Consider the following 23,379-nt stretch of genomic DNA (forward strand, 5'->3'; position numbering starts at 1 on the left):
CACTTTCATCTTCTTTCACAGTATGTGAAAATCCTTCAGGCAATTGCTCGCAATTAAAACCCAACAAGTTATGAGCTGGCTTTAATTTTTCTTCAAAATCATCCAACCACGACTTAACTCTTGCCCTAACAGCAAGAAGAGAACCAAAATCTTTAGAAGAAGCTTGTCTGAAAGTTAAATCATTTTCATCAATGAAATCATAGCAATAATCAATTAAATCAGGCATTAAAACTTCTACTAAACCTTTGCCAAGTAATGTTTCACGAATAGGAGAACCATCATAGCGACCAAATTTTTCCTTATCTCCAAAAAAGAGATTTTTAACAACTACATAATCAACTTTGTTTTCACAGTATTTATGTAAAGCATTTAAAATGTTTACAGAGTCACGAAGTCGATTAATAACCGACACCATAGTAACTCTGTAGCCAAGTTCATTTGCCAGCGTATCAAAGAAAGATAGCTCTTTCACAAATAATTCAAAAACTCCGCCTGATTGAGCTGGTAAATCAAGTAAAACTAATGGAAAAGTTTCTGCTTCCAAATCGATTAATAATTGGTCTGCTTTTCCTCTATCAAACACATTAATACAACGAACTAAACCAGGGTTGAATTTTTCATGATGTCGGCGTAATTGATTATTACGTTGGTCAGCATCATAAGCAATACAAAAAAGATTTTTATCAATATAAAGCTGAAGCAAGCCTCGTGAAAAGGTACTCTTCCCAACACCACCTTTATCACCAGTAACAATGACAAGTCTCTTTGTTTTTTCTTCAACCTGATGTTGTTGGTTGTCCTGCTGCTGTTGTTCATTATGAAGAGACATAGAATGATTCCTTTTAATATTAGTACGAGCCATATTTAAGAAGTTTTGAAATAAAAATTATCTATTAAAGTTGACAACCAATTGAGATAGGCAAATTTCAGTCCCAAAGCTTGGGGGTACTATAATTTCACAAGAGTCGTGTTCGTACACAACCTGCATGAAAATATTTCCTGACAACGCTCCAATTAAGGGGAATCGAAAAAATTTATCAATTCTGAATATAAATACTAGTCATTAGCCATAAGTCAAGGTACTTTGCTCAGAAACTACCCTCAGTATCCCAATCCAAACTAGAAAGGAAAACAAACTAATATTTAATTTGCTTTGTAACTTTAGTATTAAATGTAAATTCAATTCCCCGTTTATAGATATATAAAACTATTTTTTCAATACCAAACACCAAGCCGATTTCAGAGAAAAATGATAAGTAATTAACTATAAAACTAAATAATAATATTAGTTTTGTATTAAGTATTTTTATACAAAACTAATAATTTTTAGGTCAAAATTTAGCATCAGTTAGAGAAATATCTAATGAACACATACTCCTGATTTATCAGAGATAAAATTATTAATTTTGTGTTTAGTATTTTTATACAAAACTAATAATTTCACCCCAAGTTAAGATAAACATTAAAGAACTTCCATACAAAGTTAATATTTTTTGTAAGTAAAGTAAGCTGGTAATTCATTAAGACCAAATCTCCAGGGCACACGCATATTGTCAATAAGAACGACTAATCTCAATAAAGCTCAAAGGAATCGCATTAACGCCTGCTTATTGACAAGAATCTAGGCGATCGCTTTGACTGGAGGAAAACCACTCAAACCATAAATTCTGATTCTATCGTTGATACATTAAACATAATTTTTGCAAACTAATTTAGATGTCGTTTGCGCGCAAATTACAACCCTATAAAAAGTTAAATTTAATTGGTAATTCCTAAAGCTTCCTTGATAGCAGGCACGATATCTGCAATTGCGATAGCCTTGATGCACTTGTTGTCGATACAAATCACTCGGGTAGTAGACCAATCGCACTCAGTCATTGACTCAAGAGCAAAGGCAATACCTCGGTTAATTGCCTCATCCGTTGCGTGGTGAATTGAAAATTATTAATTGAAAATTCACTCCGCAATCAAGAACTATCCCACAGGGGCATTAATTCCTCAACCAGCCAATCTATCCCCACCCCAATATTTGCCATGACAGCGAAGGCATGACCCAACAATTGCCCTCGCACATCAAGAGATACATATTGAAGAATCGCCCCAAAGCGAGTACCCACCACCTGGGCAACTTGGGTGAGATTTACTACCGCTTCTACGGGAGACTCTTCACCCAGCAGAGGGAAGTAAATTTTTGCCAACCAAGTTTCATCACTAGAGAGAAGCTGTTCACCTTGCTCTTGTGTAACACTTTTGAGTATCTTCGCAATCAATACCCGCAATTGTTTCCACCCCCCAATGTGGGACATATGTTCTTTCACAATTTGAGATACCCTTGATTGCTTGATTGCCTTCCCCTTTGGTAACGCTTGAGCAATTTCATCAACGACATCCTGCTGCGTTGGTTTCTCATTTCCTGATAATATTTGTCTGGCGATCGCCTTGGTTAAAACAAACTTGGTTTGTTCGCCACACTCAGCAGCCCGCCAATCTATCTCAATCGCCCGCACGCTTTGGAATTTGCACCCAGGTAATTCCTCTTGCAGGAATCCGACATCGAAATCCCCCACAAAGTAATAGATTAATTCCTCTTCGGGACGCAGGTGCGCTCGCAAACGACCTGACTCTTGGAGAATTTCAGCACGAACCAAACTATCAACAAATTCTTGGAACTTGAGGTCAAGAAACTTTACCGTCGCCAGGTTTTCTTCTCGCAACGGGGATTCTTCAACTGACATAGAAGGCACAACACCAGTCAATACTTGATACTCGGCTGCTAATTCTCCAATATTTGCATAGGGAATACCCAAACTCATCAGTACGTTGACATCCGCAAAGCGGTTAATTCCCCGCCCATCGCGGAAGTGATACCCATCGCCTGTTTGTGCAAAAGCTTTACGTTCAATAATACCAACCGACAAACCCAAATACTTGTTGGTAATAGTTTCTCTCAGCGCTGCTACTCTCTGTAAAATCGAATCGCGTCTATCGCGACCCAACACGCCCATACCAGTAACGTGGACAACTGTCAAGTTGTCATAGCTTGGGACAAGCTGCGAGATAGCGAGGATATTTTCTACTCCCACTCCCAACTTCAGCGCTAAATAACGCACATCTAAGGTGCCATCGAGGTAAATATTAAACTTAGCCGCAGTTGCCACTTCCCGGTGCCGATTATCTTCTAAATGTACACAAAGTATACCTTTATCAAAATGAAACGACCCTTTAATATAGTTTGCCCACACTTGAAGTAGAGGAACTAACCAGTTGAGCAATACCTGGTTGAGTTGCTCTTTAGCTTCAGTATAAGTCTGACCTCTAAGAAGTTTATTTATACGCCGCGATGCTATTTTCAGAGCCTTAGTCCCGGTACTGGCATCTATACTATCTGGAGCTGAGCGTAGGAAAGATAAATTTGGACGTAGGGCAAGTTCAACCTGGAAAATTATATCATCAATATCTTGTGGTATCTCTCCCAACATCTGACGAATAGCTGTATCGTTATAGCCATAACGAGGAGCCACTCGTGTGGACACACTTGCCGACTTGGGCGAAGAGACGTTAGGAGTTGGTAGAGTAGTATCACTTGCCCACAACATCTCGAACCCGTACTCTTCTCCCCCAAAGAGAAACCTTAATCTTTCAAATATAGGTTTAAGTTTTGTAAATAAGAACGGCGCGGCTACAGCTAACTCACCAGCCGTTTGATTAAAATCACTTATATTAACTTCGACTTTTTTGCGCGATCGCATAACGAGTGAAGCTTCATCCCAGAATGCACCACAAGAAGAATATTCATAATCATCACAGTTAGGCAAACTATCGGGATGGGCACGTACTTGAGAATAGTTAAATACAGAGTAGCGTTCATACCTATAACCAAATCCCATACCCCTGTTACTGCGACAGGCATTGTAAAGGTGACAGCTAAGGCAAATTGGATTAGAGGAGTTTTCAATATTATCTATGTTTTTCGACCCCAAGGCACGAAAAATGGGAGTACGATGACAGTTTGAAGGAAATAACTTACCTTCGTAAGTTCCAGTTGGATGCACCAAAAAAGGTTGCCTCATAGGTGTAAGTCTGGCATGGTCATAGGCTAACCCGTTATGCCGAGGAGGCAAATCTACAAAATTCTGCTCGACTGTGAATGTTGTTGGATTGCGATGGTCACAAGCAAGATACCACAGTTGGTGTAAGTTAAATTCAGATGCCTTCATACTGCCAGCGGTGTGAGACTTACCCAACCCAGGAGGAGACTTATCTAATATATGTTGCCAACCCTTGGCGACGGCTTCCTTCCAGATATTAACGCGCTCGTCTCCCTGGTAAATAATCTTGGGACAACCAAGTTGGATATATTCGTCGGGAGTGGGTAAGGCGCCAGGGATATATATAATAGTTGTCGCAGTTTGCTGTTGTCGGTACTGACGCTTTTGTTGTTGGAATCCCCGTTGGGGGCGAACCAACCGTTTGATTTTCAAGATCTGGTATTTTACGTTATCCCAGAAGCGAGAAGGATTTCTCGATAAACCCTCAAATTGCGCCCAAGTGAGCAACTCGTACTGACCAGTATATTCATCTGGATCAGCACAGGATTTATCAAGTTGTCCCCACCAAGCCACCCTTAAGCTATAACCCCAACTCCTTACCAATTCATAAGTACGGCGGTATTGACGCATCACGTTCTTGTTGAGAACCGCCCCGGCATCCGCCCAGAGAATCAATTGACAATTATCAATTCCCAATTGGGCTTTTGCTGCCAACAAGTAGCGCTTGAAAGTTTCAGGCGATGATCCGAAATTACCACCCGCACTACCGATTACAATTTGCGATCGCAGTTGGGAAATAATCCACGGTTTGAGAATACCCTCGGCAAGACCAATATATTGAGGTAGAGAAAAAGCATCACCAACAGGCAATAAATTGGACTGCGGGTCAGTCACCTCAAAATTACTTATATTACTATCACCACACCTCCCAGTTATCGGTAAACAATAGGTAAGAGGTAATTCCCCATTAGACAAATGAGAGGTAGGACCGTTAGGGCGCTTTTTTTTAAACCGACTCGACGCCCACCGATACTTCCCTTCGTTCTCATCAGGATTATCAAGGCGCAACTGCCAACTGACAATTTCTAATTTCTCATTCCACACCGGAACAAGATAACCCGAATCAAAGTTGGTCAAACTCCTCCCGGAAATACCTACACCTGCAAGTTGGTGTGATACCTCCCGGTCGAGTTTTTGCCACGAAACCACCGACCGAAACATTCCCGCCTTAATTAGGTCATCCGAGAGTCCCCGCCGGCGCAAGTCATCGCGATGGTCTGGGAATAACGACAGTTGGGAAAAGATATTTCGGATGTGTTTGTCTCGGTCGGGTTCCGGGAGTAGACGAGATAAACGCTCTTTTTCAGCTTTAAGACGTTCAGCTTTAAGGTGTCGCCATCGCGAAATCCACTCGTAGCGGGCTTCGTCATCAGCTTTTCCTATATCGCGGATGATCACTCCCCAGGTTCCATCTTTGGTTAACCCCCGAAAGGTAAACCCAGGAGGAGTACTGTACCCATCGGTAACAGTCATGCAGAGGAACTTGTTGGCATCGTCTCGCAGTTCTCGGCAACGCCTACGAGTATCACCACACACAGGACAGGGTTTGGTACGGCTGGTGGAGATAAAATTACTCATACTCCACCACTGAATTTAAAAGCAAAAAAAAGTCACATATCTTCATACGAGTTCGACATCCACTAAATTTGTGAACTCGTACCGCAATAAGTATTTAGCTGCTAATCTAGTAAATAACGTTTCTATTGGGATATATTCTCTGCTAGATTAGCCTTATAAGCTACCTACGCAGCACGAGTATTATCCCTATTTCTATTTGTAGATTCCATTTCTTTTATCTGCTTTTTATAATCCTCCCAAGTTTTTTCAAAAATATCAGACTCATACACTCGCAACAGAACCTCCTCTTTATCAGTCAAATTTGGAAGTTTCAACAACTCCGTCAAAGACACCTGAACCGGGAAAACATCACTAAACTTCTGCATCAAGCAAAATATCCTCTTTCTCTGTTCTGCAGATGGTTCATCTTGCAACTGGGCATCAATATGTCGTGGACGTAAATTCACAACTTCAAGAGACATATTCACCAAATTTCTAAATCCAAACACAACAAATTCGTTAGTTATACCAATAACACGTCCCACGATTTGCAACTCAGGGCGCAGTCTGTTCTTGAATTGATACACATGGTCAAGTTTAAAACGCCGAAACGGATTACGTTCACCATTCCGCATCCAGGCAATACCATCCTCAAGACTACAGCAGCTACCCGCCTCAATCAGGTCTATCACCTGGTTATAGATATCTTGAGCGCAAACAAACTTGTACGCTGCATCAATACTCCGGTTAAACTCCTTCTCCAGCGCAACAGCTGCCCTAAATTTTTGAACTTTTCGTAATTGCAAAATAAAATCAAATACTTTCTTACCCTTGTGATAACTACCAACACTTATATCTAGATTGTCTGAAACCTCCTGAATCACTCGCTTAGCCTTTTTTAATTGAGAGTTACTGTCATCTAACGAATGATTCAAATTTGAATCATTCGACTGATTCAAACGGCGAGCGTTCTCCCTTTGTCTTTCTTTAGCTAAGGGACGAAGTACGTTCTCCCAGTACTGCCCCTCGTGAAACTTCTGGAAGTGAGTCTTCCCACCTTCTCGGTGGAGATTAAAGTCAAGTACTAGCTTCAAATCCTCTTCAGGCGAGTTTGACTCGACAAATTCCACCTTCACTAAGCTGATTCCCAGCTTACGGGCTATCTGCAGCCGACACTTACCTGCCAAGACAACATTTACACCACTACGTGCTGAAACCTTCAAAGATTCGAGAATCCCTAGTTCAGAAATGCTTTTTTCCAAAGCAGGGCGACTCTCATTTTCACCATATATTTCTATCAGCTTCGGATGAACAACCAATTCTGAAGGAGAAATATATACAATATCCGGATTATGTATCTCAGACATATTTCTACACCGGGTTACAAACAATCTGAAAAAGATAAATTTCAGTCTTTAAAACAGAAGCACGAAAAAGAGAAAACACCCAGGTAGTAAAACTTCTAGCTCTACCACCTATCAGCAAAAACAACATGATTAAAAAAGTTAAGTTTTGTAGATAACAAAAAATTACCTACCAGGAAAACTATCGAAGGAATTTTTTGAGCAGGATTTTTTTGATGTAGAAAAGTCTCATTATCAACCCATTAAGAGCTAAGGCATTTACTTAGAAAAAAAAATGCACGAGCTTAGCTAACTCCTAAGGAGGTTGACTTTTCCAGGAGTACTCGTGGAGCATTCACCATCAGCAAATACGGCGATCGCTTTTTTTGAAATGTTTCTCCCTAATACTACTGAATAGATATGTAAATCCTTTGCATCCGGGAGAAAAACATCTATCTAAGGAAAGATTTGTGAAGCTGGGTGTAATCATGATATGATGGTTATGAATGATTAAATCGACAAAACAAAGTTCCGTCCTGTACTAATAACAGGTGGAGTTGTTTTTTCCTTAAAGCCCTGGTCGTAACAGGGCTTTAAATGAATTTTGAGAAAATATGTACGCTACAAATGTACGTTACAAAAGAGTATATCAGGCTTCATTGCATTTGGCAAAATTGTACAGTAAAGAGGGGTAAATTTTAGATGCCTCGTCTTCAGATATTAAATTCTATTGAAAAACAAGTACTAGAGCAGATAGCAGCAACCAGCAGCAATGAAGTTAGTAAAAGAGCGAAAATTCTGCTAGGACTAGACGAAGGCAAAAAATACTTAGCCATAGCGGAAGAGATTGGTGTAACCGAAAAATCAATAGCAAAGTGGAAGAAAAGATGGACATCAAGTACCATCACACCAGAAACCTGGGATTCGGCGATCGCAAAGGCTAATGAGGTATTAGGTGTAAACGTAGGCAGACCTAAGAAGTGCAAAAGTACAGAGGCGAGCAAAATCGTCGAAATTAGCGAGTGGAGCAAGAACCGAAAACCCAGTCGTTCAAAGCACCATCACCATATGCAAGTAGCTGAAGAAGCCGCCCGGAGGGGATTGCCAACACTATCGCCAAGAAGCATAGAACGCATTTTAGCAACCCAGCCCTAATAAATAAGACAAAATTTATAGAGCAAAAAACCATCCCATCCCAAAGGGGTGGTTTTTTGTGATGTAGCAGTGCTGCAGGAATCATCGTCCGAACTGTACGTTCGCTTATTTTGAGAGCCGAAGGGGAATTAAAGCCTTAATATAAAAGGAAAAAGGGAATTTTTACGTGAATCGGTATTTTTATGTAAAATTTGTGACCATTCCAAAAGGCTAAGAGAGGCGATTATTTAAGGCGTAGGCATAGGATAAATCATAAAATGACCAAAACCTCCTATGGGACTAAAAATGCCTGAATCGATTCCACAGCCTGAATTCCAACCCCTGTAAGGCTTAATTAAATCTTGTGGGTAAAAATGAGCGAACGTACAGTCCGAACTAAAAAAATCCTCCTAGCTCAATCCCCTGATATCGCCGGGGTAATCAAGCAACTAGCTTCCTATTTGCAAAGACTCAACAATGTGACTGCTATCAATCGACAAACCTAAAAGAAAATCAACCAACGCTTCCTTGCCTCGCTTCAAATAGGCAGAATAGCCTGGAATTGAAGCTTTGGAGCAAAAACGCTGTAATTTTCTCGTGCTTAAGTTCATCAAATTTTGCTTCCGTTGCTGCTGCTCATTGATAGTTACTATCACTGGTAGTTCAGACGCCATTTCTAGTGGTGAAGCAGTTGCTATAAGCAAAGTTTCCTCACGGGGTCTTACACGTAAAAAATTGGGCAGGCTTGGTTTGATTGATCCTGAAGCCCCCACGTTTACGTGTGGTAATAAGCCTGCCCAATTTTTAGGGGACAATGCGTCACCAAAACACTGATTTTCTAATTCTGTAGATGGCTCGCACTCAGCACCGAACACTTGCACACCAGTCGCCTCAACCGAGGTTGCCTCGGCACCGGACTGGCTGACGACATCAGTGTCCTCAATGTTATCAACAACAGGCAACAAATCAGAGGAATTATTATCTTCTTCTGTAATCAACTGCTGTGGAATCTCTTCAGTAATCAACTCTTCCAAAAAAGTTTTAGAATTGTCGATTTGAGAATTACTAGGTGCATAAAACAGCAAACAAATAAACAGAAAAATCAAACCAAATAAGTAAACATCAAACAAAAGCTCGTAAACAAAATCGATTAGTTCAGCCATGATGTGATACTCCTTAATAGCTTAATTGGGTAGATATGTCTCGAATTGACTACCCAGTACTGGGGGAAAATTCCCCCGTACTGAGTGCCAATCCGTCAGCCCAAGTAATATAAGGAGTGGGAATTAATTAAGCTGAAAAGTTTTCAGATTTTGGATGTCTATGACCTAAAGCGTCAAAACTCTTCTTAGACCGTAAATAGTCAACAAGCGAAACAAGGTTGTAGTTGTTTTCTAACTCACGCGGACAAAAAGAGTTAAACAGTTCATCTGATTGACCGTTGAACTTGAAATAGTAACAAGTACGAGTGGTAATGTGATAAACAACTATCTTATCACCTTGTACGCGCACGTCGGCACACCGCAATCCCTTGTTCAGTTCCCTAATCTTTTCAGGAGTAGAGAAATCCTCGTCAACTACTTTCCGGTTTTTGAAATAATTGACATAATCAACCAAAGTTGCGTCTTTACCCAATTCAGATAAATTATCTGACCAAAAGAACCTATTACCATCAAAATCAAAGCGGTAGCTGATATCAAAACAACGGTCATGAACGACAATAGAATCGTCAATTTTGGAAACTTCGGCATCATTCAAACCTTGGTTAAGGTTATCAAGAACGCGAGTATCTTCAAACTGCCGCAAAACTATGCCATCCAGCAATTTTTTATCAGGGCAGTCTAAACCTTCCCATCCATAGGGATAGATACCGCAAACAATTTTATGTTCACCGTGAAGGTTAGCACAGCCTTTGCATGAGTCCAAACAGGCGTTTCTAAATTGCCCGCTAGATTTCACTTCAATGTACTTGTAATGAAGGCGTAAATATTCTTTAATCGCATCACCTGGATTAGATAAACGCGAATTAAAATATTTACCTACCAAATTTTTATCTTGTGGATATTTCACCTCAAACAAGACAGACAATCGCTGGAATTGATAATCAGTTAGTCGATGGTAAATAATCTCAAATTTCCCAGGTTCTAAAACATTAGGTTGTGTCCTAGCTATGTCCAACCCATACAGATTAGGATGACCATCCATGCTAGTGACATAATAGGTAAAGATTTGCTCTGGTCGAGTTTCAGGCACAAACACGGATTCAGATATTTCAACTACCTCTTCTTCCAATTGACTGGTAGAAGTAGTAGTCGAAGCTTGTTCATCTTCCTCCTCTTCATCCAGTACACAAGTTGACAATAATCCACCAGTTAGAATCGCGCCAGTCAATCCAGCCAAACCAAGTAAGCCAGTTGCAGCTGAAGCTGAAGCAGCCTTTTGGTACAAAGATTTGTTACCAACCTGTAACCCAGCATCTGCCAGAAAACTCAACCCTACTGCCGTTGGCAAAGCGATACTAACTGAAGCAATCATCAATAGTAATGAAGTCATTCCTATCGCAGAATTAGCTTCTATAAGTGAATTTACAACCTGTGCTTTGAATCTATTCAGCATAATTTCCCCTTCTTTGTAATTTATATTGCCAGTTACTAACAGCAACCCCGGCAAATATTTGGGGATTAGGGTATAGACTTGTCTAAAAAGACTTACTACTCTACTTCTTTCAGCATTAATGGCACTCAGTATATTGAAACCACCCATCTGATGTTCGAGTTCAGCCTTTATAAAGTCTTACCCAGGAACAGTAGCAGGCATCGAACCTGCTTAGTAAGAATTCAGGAGTCAGGAGTCAGAATTCAGAATAGAATTAGCATAGCTTGTCAGTAGTCTACTAACTTCCTCTAGTTGAAGCATTAATCCTGATATATCACCGTATTCAAGGTCATTTGAAAGAATTAGATAGTAACGACATTCTTCCAAAGAACCTTGTGCAATGTTTAAAAAACGTACTTTATCTGCTGCTCCCTTTTTCTTAAAACATAGCTGCTATGTTTGCTGGAATAGAAATTGCTGCCCGTCTAAATTGAGAAGTTAGTCCATATGTTTCCGATTTAGGGAAATGACCAGTAAATTGATATACTAACAAAACAAATTGATGTGCTTTTTGCCAAACTATCAAATCTTGAAATGTCTTGGCTGGTTGTCTCATTTTTTCTGACTCCTGTTCGCGTAGCGTGCCGAAGGCATATTCTGACTTCTGAATTCTTACAAAACCCGTATGTTTACTGTCCAAAAGTCCAAGTATTAGTTTCGTTTAATTCCAATTCTTCAAAGCAGTTAGTAAAACTTGGGAAATGGAAATATCCTAGTGGCATCCGAGATATTAATAATAAAGATAGTTTTTCTATTTGAGCTAACTGTTGCAATCGGAATAAGTCATCACTAAAAGTCTCGCTGACACAGTGCAACCTATCAAAATTATCTATCACCAGCAACTTATTAAAATTATCCGATAATTGACTGACAATATTTTGCCAATCCTGCTGGTAATACAAACCTAGACTAATAGGAATAACATCAAATAAATTATCCACGCTAAAAGGGTATTCAAGGTTAAGATAAACAGACTCTAAGTTAATGTCTTTGAGCAAGCAGTTTCTGACAGTAAAAGTCTTACCAATACCCTGCTTACCCCACAGGTGAATATTTTTGCCTGCATTTATATTCTCAATCAACCGACTGTAGTCATTAAAACGTAACATAACCGTCATTCCTTAAATCAACTATATCTATCAACTAAACTGACATTAGATATGTAATCTTTGAAATGTATTTTTCTAAGCTATTCCTGGAAAACTGGTTAGATTCAATAAAATTATCTAACAAGAAATCAGGTGATTGTGAAAGTCTCAACAGCACGCCATCATCACCACTACTACGATGATAGTAATGGATAATAGGTGATTGGATAACTGTCAAGTTATCATTACGGATTGCTCGTCCTGTAACCAAACCATCCATAATAAATTTGGCAGCAGCAGCTACGTTATCGCTATCTCGCCCAAAATTTTTCACATACCAATGAAATTCAATCCAAACTGCACCATCTAAACAAAATCCACATTCTCGCACAAATTCAGCAATTAAGTTTGTCCAGTATTTTTTAAGCTCAGCGCTCGCTTGCCAACCCGACCGTGCCTGGTTAATAATTTCGTTCATACTAGGGGGTAGAGGCATACTTAGTTCAAATATCATCTTCCTCACTCCCTTGGAAACTATTTAAAAATTCCTCAACAACGTTTCTAAATTTCTTATACGATCTACCATCATGGCGCGATAAATTAAAGACAGCTTTTACAATCTCATCAAGTTGATAGCCCTTTTGATACAAATTCAAAATTGAGTTTTTAGCTGACTCATCAAGCTGTACATTAAAATGAAAACTACCTTCAAAATCAGTCTTTGATTGCTTAGTTTTAGTAACAGCAGTGGCTTTAGACTTACCTCTGTCATGACTACTGCCTTCACCAGACAAACTAGCGACAAATTCATCGAAATCTAGTCCAGATTCCCATGCAGTATAGGGGTTATCTTGGCTTTTTGCTTCATTGAGCAACTGCTTGAAGTATTCAGGATCTTCATCGTCAGCAACGTATAACGCTTGGAGTCGTACCACCTCAGTCGTCTTGTACAAGAAATCCCCATATCCCAGCAAATAGACTGCACGCTTATCTTTATCGTCCCCAAGGATAATACAACTATCTTCAGGACGAGTCGTAACAAAGGCAGTCTTAGCTGGAAAGTTTGAGCGAATCAACGGGTCAATGACGTTTTTGTCAGGACGCTGTGTATACAATAGAACATGAATTCCTGCACCACCAGCTTTTGCAAGCAACTTCATCAGCGCGTTCTCAATGCGCGAGCAGTAATTATCATCCGAAAGCAAGTCAAAACACTCGTCAATCAGACAAACCAACCGCGGCATGATAATACCAGGTGCAAACCGCAAGTTATACTGAGCTATTGTTTCAATACTGCTGTGACGCTCAAACTCCTGGTAGCGCAGTTCCATCTCTTCAACCAAGTAATCGAGTAAGTTGGCGGTAGATTCTGCATCACGCGCAACTGGGGCAATAAGATGGGGTAGCCCATCAAATTTACCAAACGTCACGCGCTTGACATCCGAAAGCGCCAACCGCACAACCGATGGTGGATACCGCCGCACCAAATACAAGATTGCTGCTTTCTCAAACTGCGATTTCCCACCCCGCGTTCGTCCACCGCCCAGAATATGGGTGACGTTATCGCTATACAGGGGAATTTCGACATAGATACCATCGACATCAACACCACCAGGGATGGATACCGAATGAATGTCAGGTTCGCCGTTAAACTTAACGTAGTCGCGGAAATAGGCAAACTGTCTGTCTAATCTGGGTATGTCAAATACTACCCCTCCAGCCACTACACTCACCATTGGCGCAACTTTCAAGCCCAATTCTTCACCAAGCTGCTGTACTAAGTCGTTACCAATGTCTTCTACCTTTTTGTAGGTAACACCCCGTCCCAGTTTTACCTTAATGCGGTTAAAGGTAGGACCAGTTTTGGCATCAACATATTTAGCATTGATACTAAAATCTTCCAAGGTATCAACTAATAATTTTCCTGCCTGTTCCATAGTAGAAATCTGTGAATGAACGATTTTATTAGTAGCAGCCTTACTATCTAAAGATTTAGGCTCGTTAATTGTTGAACCATCTCCTGTAAGTTGCAAATCTATTGGTTTACCTGTAACACGTGCAACAAGCACTGCGGTACGGTAACAATAATTTTTGATAAAATTATCTTTAGTTTTATTAACTAACTCTAGAAAATAACTAACTTGTTTATTGCTTAAAAATAAGCCGTAAAGATTTTCTTGAACAACTTGGTAGCCAATCTGCTTAAGATAAATATTTTTGATTGAGTCAATATATTCAAATAAGGATTCCATTGGACATGAATCTGCTATTTGAACAATCTTATAGTGTATGTTACTCTGCTCCCATTGCGATGGAACACGATTGACATGGATATACTCAAGAGCATAACGTACAAACTCATACTGGTTTAAATTACAGTATTCTGCACATACCGATAATATTTCTTCATCACTTGTAAGAGCAACCACTGATTCATATATTACCTGGAATAAAAACTCTAAATCAAATTCAACAACCGGACGTGATAACTTTGTCTTAAAGTCAATCTGTTGTAGAACAGTTTCAGCATAATCAATCATTGACGAAGGTAAAGCGCTCCATACATTCACCATAATCTCTTCATTGCTTAAACCATCTTGTTTGGCTTGCATAATTGCAGTGAAAAGTTGGTGTTTTTTAGATTCAATATTATTTTGATAATTATATGGTAATAACATCACTAAATCTTCATCTCCTGGAAATTTCAAACTTCTGTAATTGTTGCTGATAGTAAGTTCTTAATTGAGCGATAGATTTAGCATTTTGGTTATAATTATTGCAAATAAAACTCGCCCATACCCTGCCCACTTTACATGCCGCAGTATCAAATCTTCCTGCTTTAATATCACCTAAGGCATTATTACGACGAATATATTCAATTGCCATTTTGTCTTGAGAAGCTGGACTAAAATCCTTCAAGTTTAATTTTGGCGCTAAGTCATACCAGCTTTTATCCAACATTTGATAAGCACCAGCCGCAGTTGAACAAACAGTTTTACCATTAATTGGAACGCACTGTTTCTTTAATGGGTGTGTCGAAAAATTATCAAAAGTTCCGTTGAATACTAACTTACGATAACTTTCAGGCTCACTCGTTCCCGTTTCTGCCCAGCGAATTGTTGCCAAAAAAGCACTCAACCGTGGTGAATAAGAACTTGTACTAACTCTTGATCCCAAACTGTTTAACGATACTGAAGAAACACTAGCGCCTTGAGAACTAAAAAAATAAAGACTCAAAGTAATTAAAGAAGCAGTTGACAAATGAACTGGCTGAAAACGGGATATCAATTGACGGCGAGGACTCCAAATTAACCCAACTAAACCACCAACAACAAACCCAAATTTCCAACTATCGAGTGCTTTACCAAAACTAGGCACCTGACAGACAGCATCTGCACCCTTTGATGCCAAACTACATGGTAGTGAAGCCACTCCATAAGAAAATGCAACAGAGCAGGCTGCACCAACCAAACCTGATATAAAAATCGGTACAATTTGCATTTCCTAGCCAATAGCGAAATAACCTTCAACGGTTAGCTAAATATTCGTGCAAGTAAGGACGGGGGTTCTGCGCTACGCCATAAGAGCGAACTTCAAAGTGCAAATGCGGTCCTGTTGAAAAACCCGTACTACCTACCGTCGCAATCATTTGCCCACGTACAACTTGTTGCCCTTCTTGCACGTACAATTCGTTGGCATGACCGTAGAGAGTAGAAATATTTCCCTGATGTTGGATAATAATTGCATTTCCATAACCATCTCCTTTGTCACCTGCGCTCACCACCTGACCGGAATCAGCTGCATAAATTGCTGTACCCTTTGACGCACCAAAATCAATCCCGTTATGAAACTTGCGATAAGCCGGAGGCTTGACGCTTCGCGTATCGCCCGTAATGGGGTGTGTTCGCCAATCAAACTCACTAGTTACGGGAGTACCAGTCGCAGTTGGAAAAGCAATTCGACCATTATTTAAAACCTCATTACTACCAACAGTTCTAGGTAGTAGTAGACCCTGGAAAGATTTAACACTAAGCTGAGATTCAACCCACCCAGAAACCTGGGGAACCACCATAGCTGCAATCAAAACTGAGGTTGCAATCGCATAATTCCAAGTGTTATTTATTGAAAGCTTGTTTTTAGCCTTACTAGCTCGAAAATCGATAACCAACCGCATTACAAATCATTTACATCCAAAACAGTGGTTGCAAATAAGTAATTGGGATTTTGATGGTAACGAGGGTCAGATTTCACAACAGACATAAAACTACGATGACCCAAAACAGATTGAGCAGCAAGACAAGCATACGAGCTGGCGTCAACATACCTTTGATTGCTTCCAGAATGCTGGTTTAACCCAATTTTTCCTGACTGTACGGGTTCACCATTAACATTACCGTCACGACTAACATCGCGGCGAAAGCTAACTGGTGCGACTTGAACCAAACCCTCCTCAACGCGTCCAAATATCCCGTGGTGACTACCCACCTGCCAAGCCCGGTACTGTCCCGGTTCGATAAATGCTGCACCTGACTTGCCCAAAGGATTCTTAATCGCTGGTAGTCCTGGCTTAACCGTCGCTGCCCAGTTACCAGCAATTACCGGACTCCCGGAACGAAACTGCAATACTATACGGCGATCGCTCCACTCGTTAATGCGATTCCCATTTGGTCTACCAAACTGGTCAGCGCCACGAATATAGATAATATTTACCTCCCCCTCGCCAAGAGACACCTCATAGCCTTTACGCTGCATTGCGTGATAGAGACGAACAGCTAGACTATTAGGCATTTGAGAAGCTTGCGGATTAACCAATGCGACTACTTGCTGGATTACGGATTGAGTATCTATCCAATTTGAGATGGGACGCACAACAATAGATACTGCAAGCAATGCTGTACAAAGCGCATATTTCCAACTTGCCGAATTAAAATCACGCGCAGGAGTATGGACATCATCTGATGATGTCAAATCAGTAGAATCAGCAAAATTCTTAACACTAGTATCTTTATCGTTCTCACCAAACTCAAAAAGGATTCGCATTATTCCAAGACTCAGTCATCAGTTTTTATTTCTTGCATTTGCAGGAACCGCCAACCAGCAACCAACCTGAGAGTCTTGTAATACTGACTCGAAGTCATTTTTGGCTACACGGCAGTTAGAAGAACTACTAGGAGTAGAGGTAGAAACAGATACGGTTGCCTCATTCTGGGAGAAATCTTGCCTATGAAGTTGAGTTTTTTTCCTTTTTGAAAGATCTCTTAAAGCTTGTTCACTCTCTCCTCCCACCTGAGTTGACAAAGCTGTCTTCTGCACTTTCTGCAATAATGCCGCTGCCTCACGCCAGTTGTAAAATTGCAAATACCCTGGTTGAGCTATATCTGCAATCCACAATAGTAGTGTCAGCCAAAAAATAAGTCTTACCCACACGAAGACTATTCCAGTTGCTTAACGACTGGTAGAGTAAACTGAGGTACTTTCTCACCGAACACCTCTATTTTCTTCCCAGAAACATACCCCGGTCCAGTATAAGACCCATTAAGGAGAAAGTTAACTAGCATCACAAACAACCAAAGACCAACTAAGCCTACTCCTACAGGTGATTTAATACAATCAGATAAGAAATACGCTATGTACCAGAAAAATCGCCAGGGATTCTGAGGATGTAACCGATGCGCCTTCCAAACTTCCACATAGGGAACCTCTATCTGAGGAACTCTTGGTTTGTAGGAAGTAGGCGAATTGACATATCTAACTTCAACTGGTTGTACTGGCTGAGCATTATAATCTATCGTCACTGGAGGTATAGAGTTAGACTGCTGTATCCCACCTGACTGCGCTTGAGTCAGCATTGAAGAGAGGCGATTTACAGGTACAATTGACCCACCTTCCGAATAATCAACATTGAAATCTCTACGCTTGTTGTTGCTCATAACTTACCTCACTAGCTAATTGACTGGTTATCTGAATCGTCTTCTTGCCAAATATCTTCCTGTTGCAGTCGTTCGTAAAATTCTTGAGGTGACATTTCTCCTGATTGGGAAGGAGAAATCTCTCTTGTACGAAATGGCACAATATTAGGAGAAATTAAAACTGGAGGAACAGGTGGTGAAGATATAACAGGAGGAGGTTGAATTGAAACTGGTTTGGAATTTTCCAACTGTTGAGGTTGGGGTAAATCATCACTAGTGTCCTCAACCAACTGGTTATACTCATTTATTCCCCAGCCCAAAAAACAAGCAAACCCAGCTAAAAAAACAACAGCACTAAACCAATGAACATTACTGTTAGGAGATGGCATCATCTCAACAGTTGTTCGAGAAGAACCCTCTAAAGTTGTACGAATTGGCGTTCGTTTGACTGCTGCGATCGCGTTGAAAGAACACAACAACAAACAAATAAGGGCAGCAGCAAACTTACCATACATTGGATTCACCCCCCTGATTGCTTACTAACAGGTTGCTTGTGATTAAGTGACTGTGAGGGGCGCTTTTTTATTTGTTTGAGATATAACGAACGCGCTTCTTCCCTCTGTTTTATCCGTTCTCGAATATCTGCTACTTGAGACATTTGCTCAACTGGATCGGTATACCCCCGCGCCCGTAGCAACTGCGCCTGAGCCAAAGAATACGGTTCTTGGGCGTTTCTAATTTGAATGAGCATAGAATTCAAATCTACAGCTGGTTGAGACTCCAAATTCTGGGCATAATCGATCGCCTCAAGTTTACCCAACAGCAAAACAGCAGCAGCCCCTGGTGGTAGTTTTTCTTCAACCTTTGTCCCGTCAGTTCGCTTGTAGCCCCAATAAAATGTGTTGTTTCCAGAAGCTGCTTCTAGCAGTACATCCAGCGAGTTAAACTTAACTATTTCGAGGGCTGGCATATAATGTAGACGGTAGAACCCCGAACGTTCGTCAGCCTGCATCCTGGATATTTCCCCCCGTAGCTGCTGTCCCCACAACGCCGCCGCTAGTTGTCGCCAACCCGTCAAAGTGAGCATACCTTCAACTGAAGAATAACTTGACAAATGGTCAATGTTGTAGTCAGTACGCGAGAGCTTCTCCAGATAAGCTTCCCGGATCTGAGCAACTTGTGCCTTTGCTTGTTGTACCTCGGATATTTGGTTAGTTGGTAGTTGCTGTCGCCAACCAACCATGAGCGCAACGCTACCAATTACAGATAATGCTCCAACAGTCGAACAAACAGTCCACAAAGCGGCATTTAGCTTTTTCTTCTTTCTTGGCTGCCTAGTATTTTGTAGAGGTTTGGGTGTAAACACAACTACATACCCCTAACAATTACTATTATCAACAACCAAGCGCAAACACGGACGTTTATTTATCTCACGGGCGATTGATATCACCGCGCCACCGACAACTATCCCGGTAAGTAAGAGCAATGGGTGCAAGGCAAGAGTAGCCCCTACTCCCATCAACTGCCCCACCATTCCCGACACGCCCAGGTTCATTAATAACCCGCCGGAGACATTTACTAAAAAATTAACTGCTGCTTGCATTGCCTTTGTGCTCCCTGGTCCAGATAATAAATAAAGCAAGTACTAGTCCAATCAGTTCACCAATCCCCACACCTGCCAAAATTGGCTGTACACTCCTCACTTCAAGCCTATCTTGAGTGGGAGGAACCGCAATCCACGTCCCAACAACCGTTCCAGCTACTACACTCAAGAAGTTTATGCCTACCGCCAAGGTAGAAGCACCTCGCAATTCGGACAAACTCTCATCCCGCAACTGGTAGCAGATAGGTAATATCTGTTGAACTATTTCTTCTGAGATTGCCCGGTTTTCGGCTGCGAGGACTTCAACTGTTTCTGCTGCGGTGTCGATGAACCTACTAGCAGGGGATGATTGATCTCCTCCCAGTTGATCTGACCGAAAAAATTATCACCAATGCGACTTTCAACCCTAAGAACGGCTCGGTCAGAGTCAGTTTCACCAAATGAAGTAGAACCCGTACCGTGAAATATTCTTTCTTCAAGTGCCAAAGTAGAAGATTCAAGTACAACCTGATGGCGTAATTGTCCTAATTGAATGCCTTTATCCAAATCTCGGTAAAGTATACCCACAAAACTATCTGGTGCAGCTTCTTCTGGGTCAACACCAAACCTTTGTTTGATATACTCGCGCTTGTTGAAATGATATCCGTCAGCCTGTTGGCATTCAGAACGTAATTGCAATAAATACAAAGCTGCATCGCGCAAAGATTTATTCTCTTTAGAGGCAACTTGCTTAACTTGTAACAAAGAATGCTCGGTAGGATCAGATATTTTATCTCCGTCAACTTGAAGATTTAATAAATCGCATACTTCACGCAATTCTTCAAGCGACACTTGCAACTGAGAAACCATCTGGTTGATATGCTTCATTGTTTCTTATCTTCTCCAAAATTTCTCTAACTACAACATCGTTATTCCTCGCATCTTCAGGAATATATCTAATAATAAATTCCTCAAGAGACATCAAATTAGCCTTCAATAAATACTCGCTCAACCCCCCAGCAGGAAGTACATCGGATAAATATTCGCTATGGGTTAACCTCCTGTACTTAGTTGCTATGTAAAAGTAATCTGCTGCCTCGACACCATCGTTAGTGAAATAGCCTCCCTTCTTTTTAGGTGGAATAATCCCAGCAAATCGATACCACTTTTTTAGTGCAGTAGTTGTAATCCCATATCGCTGCGCCAACTCGGTTTTTGTATAAAGCCTATAGAGATATCTTACTTGCTCCATCAAATTTACCCGCAATCAACAAACTGAGCAGTTTAATAGAACTGTAAACAAAGCTCTAACAAATTTCTAGTTGAGTAGCCAACAATTAAATCATAGATTCAAATCAAGCTTATTTCAACTATCTAGTAAATACTCAGTTAATCCCAATTTAGTTTGGGTACTCCTAAAAGATTACATAGCATCAAGTTTAGCGGCAATATAAATAAATAGGTTTGCCCAGTATTTCTGGATAATAAGTATTGAAAATAAAATCTTCTAAAAAAGGTAAAGTTGACAAAAACAACCTTACCTTAAAGTACTGAAGGGGCGACAAAAACGGCTATGATGTAGACAGAATAAGCTTCATCGCCCTCTGTCCCTGTTGATAATATCTTCGCTTATTAGGACTAAATTTCAATAACTCTGTGACTAACTCCTGGCAACTTTCCATAAAATTGACCCAAGTATAGCCATATAATCCAATGTAAAAACTGCTATGCCGTCTTTCAATGCGTCCATATTCTTTGACGCGACCGACATATTTCTGTAGACCGATACGTTTAATTTTCTGTCCATATAAAGTGGCAGAAGTATAGGGGCGATCGCTATCAGTAAAATAAGAGCAAGAAATCGTTCACCCGACACGGCTGTTCCTTCTAAATTATAACCACCACTCTTAAAATCACGAAACATTTCTTCAATATCAAATCTTCTTTTATAGCTAGCGATCGCTAACTCTAAAGTTTCTAGATTCGTGAGGAGAAACCACCCCTCTTCCGGCGTAACTCCCTGGATTTTACGTTTCCATTTACACGCGACATTAAAACTGACAAAACATTAGTTTTCGTCACCTTAACTCCTTTTAAAAAGAAAGAGGTTCCTGGGGACAAACCTAAATTTTTTAATTCTAACCAAATTTCCTTTTCAACTTCAATGAATTCATTTTTTTTGAGGCGCAGGCAGAAATATACATTCTGCTCTCTGAGCCAGTTTACCAATTTCACTGAGCAAAATTCACGGTCTCCTAATACGCAAACTTTATAATTCTTAAAAATTGGAAAGACTTGAGACAGGGCTGCTTTCTGTTCATTAATATTGCTACTGCCTAGCTTGGGTAATAATTCAAAGTATATTGGAAACGTTCTTTGCTCCCAAACAACACTAACCATGAATAGATTTATACAAGACCAATTCGTTCGGTCAATCACTACATAAACTATCTTGCTAGATGTAAAATATGTTTCTAACCATGCCATAACAATGGGGAACCAAATTTTTTCAATTGTTAAATTCGGCAATGACAAAAATCTCTGTATTTTCTTTCTTCTACTTTCAAATTTAATTGGAATTGGTAAGGCAGTAGCTAAAGCCTCCAAACTAACTTTTTTAATAGATTGCAGCACCGTAATCAAAATTTTGAGAAAGATGTATTCGGCAGGATTAAATTGACTTTTCAGGTGTGTTTGGTAAAATACAGGCAACATTATCATTAGATAGGTCTTATTGACATTGAACGACCTATCTTTTCTTACCATAAATCGCCGTACTGTTTACCAAATAAGCTTCTCAGACTATTTTGTCGCCCCGTCAGCTTAAAGTATTTAAATTTTTATCACAATCAATAAGAGACCATTTATAAAGTAAATCTTTAGACGGCTAGACGACGTAGCATCCCGACGAGTCATAACGGCGTATATGGCAGCTTCACTCATTTGGTGTCAGACGTTCGTAATCCTTACTCAGACAATGGTACTGGTTAAACCAACCGAATGTTCTTTCTACTACCCAACGCTTGGGTAAAACCTCAAACTCCTTATCAGTACGGCGCATAACCTCAACATGAGCTTGAATCATCAACCAAACAGCCAAGGCAAACTTATCACCCTTTTGCTCTGAGTCAACCCACATGACTTCAACTTTTTCTAATAACTCTGGGTGTTCGTCCACCCCATCAAAGCATACGCTGCAAGCACTCGTTCACTCTTCTTTGCCTTCGCTCACAACTACTTTAAGCAATAGTCCAAGGCTATCAACTTCGTGAGTGCGTTTCCTTCCCAAGACTCAGCTTACCGCAATCATTGCCGTACACATCCACGCCAGTTGCTTCAAGTCGGGCGTTGCCCGCCCAACGCACTGGCTCCCCTTTTTTCCGTCGTTTAAACCCTTCTGACTGTCTGCTGCGATTGCCCAAGGGGCAGTGCCAAAGGCAATCGCTGTCGGCTGTGTTGACCTACCTACTTTTTTCCTCACTTTGTCACGTAGTGCGTGGTTTAATTCTTCCCAGATTCCTCTGCGCTGCCATTTTCGGTAGTAGCTGTATACTGTTGAACGGGCGTGGAAAGTCTTTTGGAAGCATATCCCATTGACACCCTGTTTTCAAGTGATAGTAGATTGCGTTGCATACTGCTCGCATATCAGTTGTGCGAGGATGTCCACCCAACGAATGCTGGTGGAATTAGAGGGGCAAGGATTTCCCACGACCTATCATTTAAGTCCGTGGGATAAGACTTTCGTGTCATGAGCAACTATGTAAATACACTATATGGAATGTATCCTACCGTTGGGAGTACTCCTTTCTACTCACCTTTAGATTTACTTTATAAATAGCCTCTTAGCTAAGAGATGACACCCTCTGGTGCGATCGCTTGGATTGAAAAAGTAGAAGAACTTGAAGGCAATGCTTTTGCTGGAAGAGAAGTTACAGACGAGGAAATAGTACGTATTGGTAATTATTATTTAAGTGGTGATTACCTTATCAAAAATTTATAAAT

Annotated in this window: 21 protein-coding genes and 3 pseudogenes; 2 read left to right on the forward strand and 22 right to left on the reverse strand. The window is 40.5% G+C overall.

Features of this window, described 5'->3' with window-relative positions; genetic code table 11:
* The 3 genes from V5G28_RS00495 to V5G28_RS00505 form a co-directional block, all read right to left on the reverse strand.
* Positions 1-862, reverse strand: an 862-nt coding sequence (locus V5G28_RS00495; protein WP_336229307.1) for a hypothetical protein, incomplete at its 3' end; no start/stop codon positions are given.
* Between the two features lie 1,105 nt (positions 863-1,967).
* Entirely contained in the window at positions 1,968-5,687 is a 3,720-nt protein-coding gene (locus tag V5G28_RS00500; RefSeq protein ID WP_336229308.1) for a hypothetical protein, read from the reverse strand.
* 164 nt (positions 5,688-5,851) lie between these two features.
* Positions 5,852-7,033: a hypothetical protein gene (locus tag V5G28_RS00505; protein WP_336229310.1), complete on the reverse strand. Its 1,182-nt coding sequence runs from the start codon at positions 7,031-7,033 to the stop codon at positions 5,852-5,854.
* A gap of 678 nt (positions 7,034-7,711) precedes the next feature.
* Between V5G28_RS00505 and V5G28_RS00510 the strand changes: the two genes are divergently transcribed.
* Entirely contained in the window at positions 7,712-8,164 is a 453-nt protein-coding gene (locus tag V5G28_RS00510; protein ID WP_336229312.1) for a helix-turn-helix domain-containing protein, read from the forward strand.
* 428 nt (positions 8,165-8,592) lie between these two features.
* Here V5G28_RS00510 and V5G28_RS00515 read toward each other — a convergent pair whose 3' ends face one another.
* From V5G28_RS00515 to V5G28_RS00605, 19 genes and pseudogenes are all read right to left on the reverse strand, one after another.
* Complete coding sequence (locus V5G28_RS00515) at positions 8,593-9,306, reverse strand: hypothetical protein (protein ID WP_336229314.1); 714 nt, start codon at positions 9,304-9,306, stop codon at positions 8,593-8,595.
* Positions 9,307-9,433: 127 nt separating this feature from the next.
* The gene (locus V5G28_RS00520) at positions 9,434-10,759 is read right to left on the reverse strand and encodes a hypothetical protein (protein WP_336229316.1); all 1,326 of its coding nucleotides are present in this window, start codon (positions 10,757-10,759) and stop codon (positions 9,434-9,436) included.
* A 228-nt stretch (positions 10,760-10,987) separates the two neighbouring features.
* Positions 10,988-11,354: pseudogene (locus V5G28_RS00525) on the reverse strand (four helix bundle protein).
* A gap of 73 nt (positions 11,355-11,427) precedes the next feature.
* On the reverse strand, positions 11,428-11,907 hold the full coding sequence (locus tag V5G28_RS00530; protein WP_336229317.1) for an AAA family ATPase: 480 nt from the start codon (positions 11,905-11,907) through the stop codon (positions 11,428-11,430).
* 34 nt (positions 11,908-11,941) lie between these two features.
* A complete protein-coding gene (locus V5G28_RS00535; protein ID WP_336229318.1) occupies positions 11,942-12,400 on the reverse strand; it encodes a hypothetical protein in 459 nt (152 codons plus the stop codon).
* Positions 12,390-14,498 (reverse strand): DNA translocase FtsK, encoded by a 2,109-nt coding sequence (locus V5G28_RS00540; RefSeq protein WP_336229320.1) that lies wholly within the window; start codon positions 14,496-14,498, stop codon positions 12,390-12,392. Before V5G28_RS00540 ends, V5G28_RS00535 begins: the two co-directional genes overlap by 11 nt.
* Before the next feature lie 76 nt (positions 14,499-14,574).
* The gene (locus tag V5G28_RS00545) at positions 14,575-15,387 is read right to left on the reverse strand and encodes a glycoside hydrolase family 24 protein (RefSeq protein ID WP_336229322.1); all 813 of its coding nucleotides are present in this window, start codon (positions 15,385-15,387) and stop codon (positions 14,575-14,577) included.
* A gap of 25 nt (positions 15,388-15,412) precedes the next feature.
* Positions 15,413-16,060, reverse strand: coding sequence for a M23 family metallopeptidase (locus tag V5G28_RS00550; RefSeq protein ID WP_336229323.1), 648 nt, complete (start codon positions 16,058-16,060; stop codon positions 15,413-15,415).
* Entirely contained in the window at positions 16,060-16,926 is an 867-nt protein-coding gene (locus V5G28_RS00555; protein WP_336229324.1) for a hypothetical protein, read from the reverse strand. The genes V5G28_RS00550 and V5G28_RS00555 overlap by 1 nt, the downstream gene beginning before the upstream one ends.
* An 18-nt stretch (positions 16,927-16,944) precedes the next feature.
* Entirely contained in the window at positions 16,945-17,313 is a 369-nt protein-coding gene (locus V5G28_RS00560; RefSeq protein ID WP_336229325.1) for a hypothetical protein, read from the reverse strand.
* Positions 17,314-17,318: 5 nt separating this feature from the next.
* Complete coding sequence (locus V5G28_RS00565) at positions 17,319-17,816, reverse strand: hypothetical protein (protein WP_336229326.1); 498 nt, start codon at positions 17,814-17,816, stop codon at positions 17,319-17,321.
* Between the two features lie 11 nt (positions 17,817-17,827).
* On the reverse strand, positions 17,828-18,310 hold the full coding sequence (locus V5G28_RS00570) for a hypothetical protein (RefSeq protein ID WP_336229327.1): 483 nt from the start codon (positions 18,308-18,310) through the stop codon (positions 17,828-17,830).
* A gap of 5 nt (positions 18,311-18,315) precedes the next feature.
* Positions 18,316-19,161 (reverse strand): phage terminase large subunit family protein, encoded by an 846-nt coding sequence (locus V5G28_RS00575; protein WP_336229329.1) that lies wholly within the window; start codon positions 19,159-19,161, stop codon positions 18,316-18,318.
* Positions 19,162-19,173: 12 nt separating this feature from the next.
* Positions 19,174-19,398, reverse strand: coding sequence for a hypothetical protein (locus V5G28_RS00580; protein ID WP_336229330.1), 225 nt, complete (start codon positions 19,396-19,398; stop codon positions 19,174-19,176).
* On the reverse strand, positions 19,382-19,651 hold the full coding sequence (locus V5G28_RS00585; RefSeq protein WP_336229397.1) for a hypothetical protein: 270 nt from the start codon (positions 19,649-19,651) through the stop codon (positions 19,382-19,384). The genes V5G28_RS00580 and V5G28_RS00585 overlap by 17 nt, the downstream gene beginning before the upstream one ends.
* A gap of 8 nt (positions 19,652-19,659) precedes the next feature.
* On the reverse strand, positions 19,660-20,265 hold the full coding sequence (locus V5G28_RS00590; RefSeq protein WP_336229331.1) for a hypothetical protein: 606 nt from the start codon (positions 20,263-20,265) through the stop codon (positions 19,660-19,662).
* Complete coding sequence (locus tag V5G28_RS00595; RefSeq protein ID WP_336229332.1) at positions 20,219-20,629, reverse strand: hypothetical protein; 411 nt, start codon at positions 20,627-20,629, stop codon at positions 20,219-20,221. Before V5G28_RS00595 ends, V5G28_RS00590 begins: the two co-directional genes overlap by 47 nt.
* A gap of 319 nt (positions 20,630-20,948) precedes the next feature.
* A pseudogene (locus V5G28_RS00600) lies at positions 20,949-22,092 on the reverse strand (IS4 family transposase).
* A 164-nt stretch (positions 22,093-22,256) separates the two neighbouring features.
* Positions 22,257-23,127: pseudogene (locus V5G28_RS00605) on the reverse strand (IS5 family transposase).
* A gap of 103 nt (positions 23,128-23,230) precedes the next feature.
* On the opposite strand from V5G28_RS00605, the gene V5G28_RS00610 reads away from it, so the two are divergent.
* Entirely contained in the window at positions 23,231-23,377 is a 147-nt protein-coding gene (locus tag V5G28_RS00610; RefSeq protein ID WP_336229333.1) for a hypothetical protein, read from the forward strand.
* Positions 23,378-23,379: the final 2 nt, after the last annotated feature.

The organism is Scytonema sp. PRP1, from assembly GCF_036697665.2.
Lineage (GTDB): Bacteria > Cyanobacteriota > Cyanobacteriia > Cyanobacteriales > Nostocaceae > Kalymmatonema > Kalymmatonema gypsitolerans.

Excerpts from the sequence above, each read along its gene's own strand:
- V5G28_RS00540 (WP_336229320.1), bottom strand. The coding sequence starts at position 14,498 with ATGCAAGCCAAACAAGATGGTTTAAGCAATGAAGAGATTATGGTGAAT.
- V5G28_RS00545 (WP_336229322.1), bottom strand. The coding sequence starts at position 15,387 with ATGCAAATTGTACCGATTTTTATATCAGGTTTGGTTGGTGCAGCCTGC.
- V5G28_RS00530 (WP_336229317.1), bottom strand. The coding sequence starts at position 11,907 with ATGTTACGTTTTAATGACTACAGTCGGTTGATTGAGAATATAAATGCA.
- V5G28_RS00515 (WP_336229314.1), bottom strand. The coding sequence starts at position 9,306 with ATGGCTGAACTAATCGATTTTGTTTACGAGCTTTTGTTTGATGTTTAC.
- V5G28_RS00610 (WP_336229333.1), top strand. The coding sequence starts at position 23,231 with ATGACACCCTCTGGTGCGATCGCTTGGATTGAAAAAGTAGAAGAACTT.
- V5G28_RS00550 (WP_336229323.1), bottom strand. The coding sequence starts at position 16,060 with ATGCGGTTGGTTATCGATTTTCGAGCTAGTAAGGCTAAAAACAAGCTT.
- V5G28_RS00505 (WP_336229310.1), bottom strand. The coding sequence starts at position 7,033 with ATGTCTGAGATACATAATCCGGATATTGTATATATTTCTCCTTCAGAA.
- V5G28_RS00570 (WP_336229327.1), bottom strand. The coding sequence starts at position 18,310 with ATGTATGGTAAGTTTGCTGCTGCCCTTATTTGTTTGTTGTTGTGTTCT.
- V5G28_RS00555 (WP_336229324.1), bottom strand. The coding sequence starts at position 16,926 with ATGCGAATCCTTTTTGAGTTTGGTGAGAACGATAAAGATACTAGTGTT.
- V5G28_RS00595 (WP_336229332.1), bottom strand. The coding sequence starts at position 20,629 with ATGGAGCAAGTAAGATATCTCTATAGGCTTTATACAAAAACCGAGTTG.
- V5G28_RS00510 (WP_336229312.1), top strand. The coding sequence starts at position 7,712 with ATGCCTCGTCTTCAGATATTAAATTCTATTGAAAAACAAGTACTAGAG.
- V5G28_RS00580 (WP_336229330.1), bottom strand. The coding sequence starts at position 19,398 with ATGCAAGCAGCAGTTAATTTTTTAGTAAATGTCTCCGGCGGGTTATTA.
- V5G28_RS00500 (WP_336229308.1), bottom strand. The coding sequence starts at position 5,687 with ATGAGTAATTTTATCTCCACCAGCCGTACCAAACCCTGTCCTGTGTGT.
- V5G28_RS00535 (WP_336229318.1), bottom strand. The coding sequence starts at position 12,400 with ATGATATTTGAACTAAGTATGCCTCTACCCCCTAGTATGAACGAAATT.
- V5G28_RS00590 (WP_336229331.1), bottom strand. The coding sequence starts at position 20,265 with ATGAAGCATATCAACCAGATGGTTTCTCAGTTGCAAGTGTCGCTTGAA.
- V5G28_RS00520 (WP_336229316.1), bottom strand. The coding sequence starts at position 10,759 with ATGCTGAATAGATTCAAAGCACAGGTTGTAAATTCACTTATAGAAGCT.
- V5G28_RS00565 (WP_336229326.1), bottom strand. The coding sequence starts at position 17,816 with ATGAGCAACAACAAGCGTAGAGATTTCAATGTTGATTATTCGGAAGGT.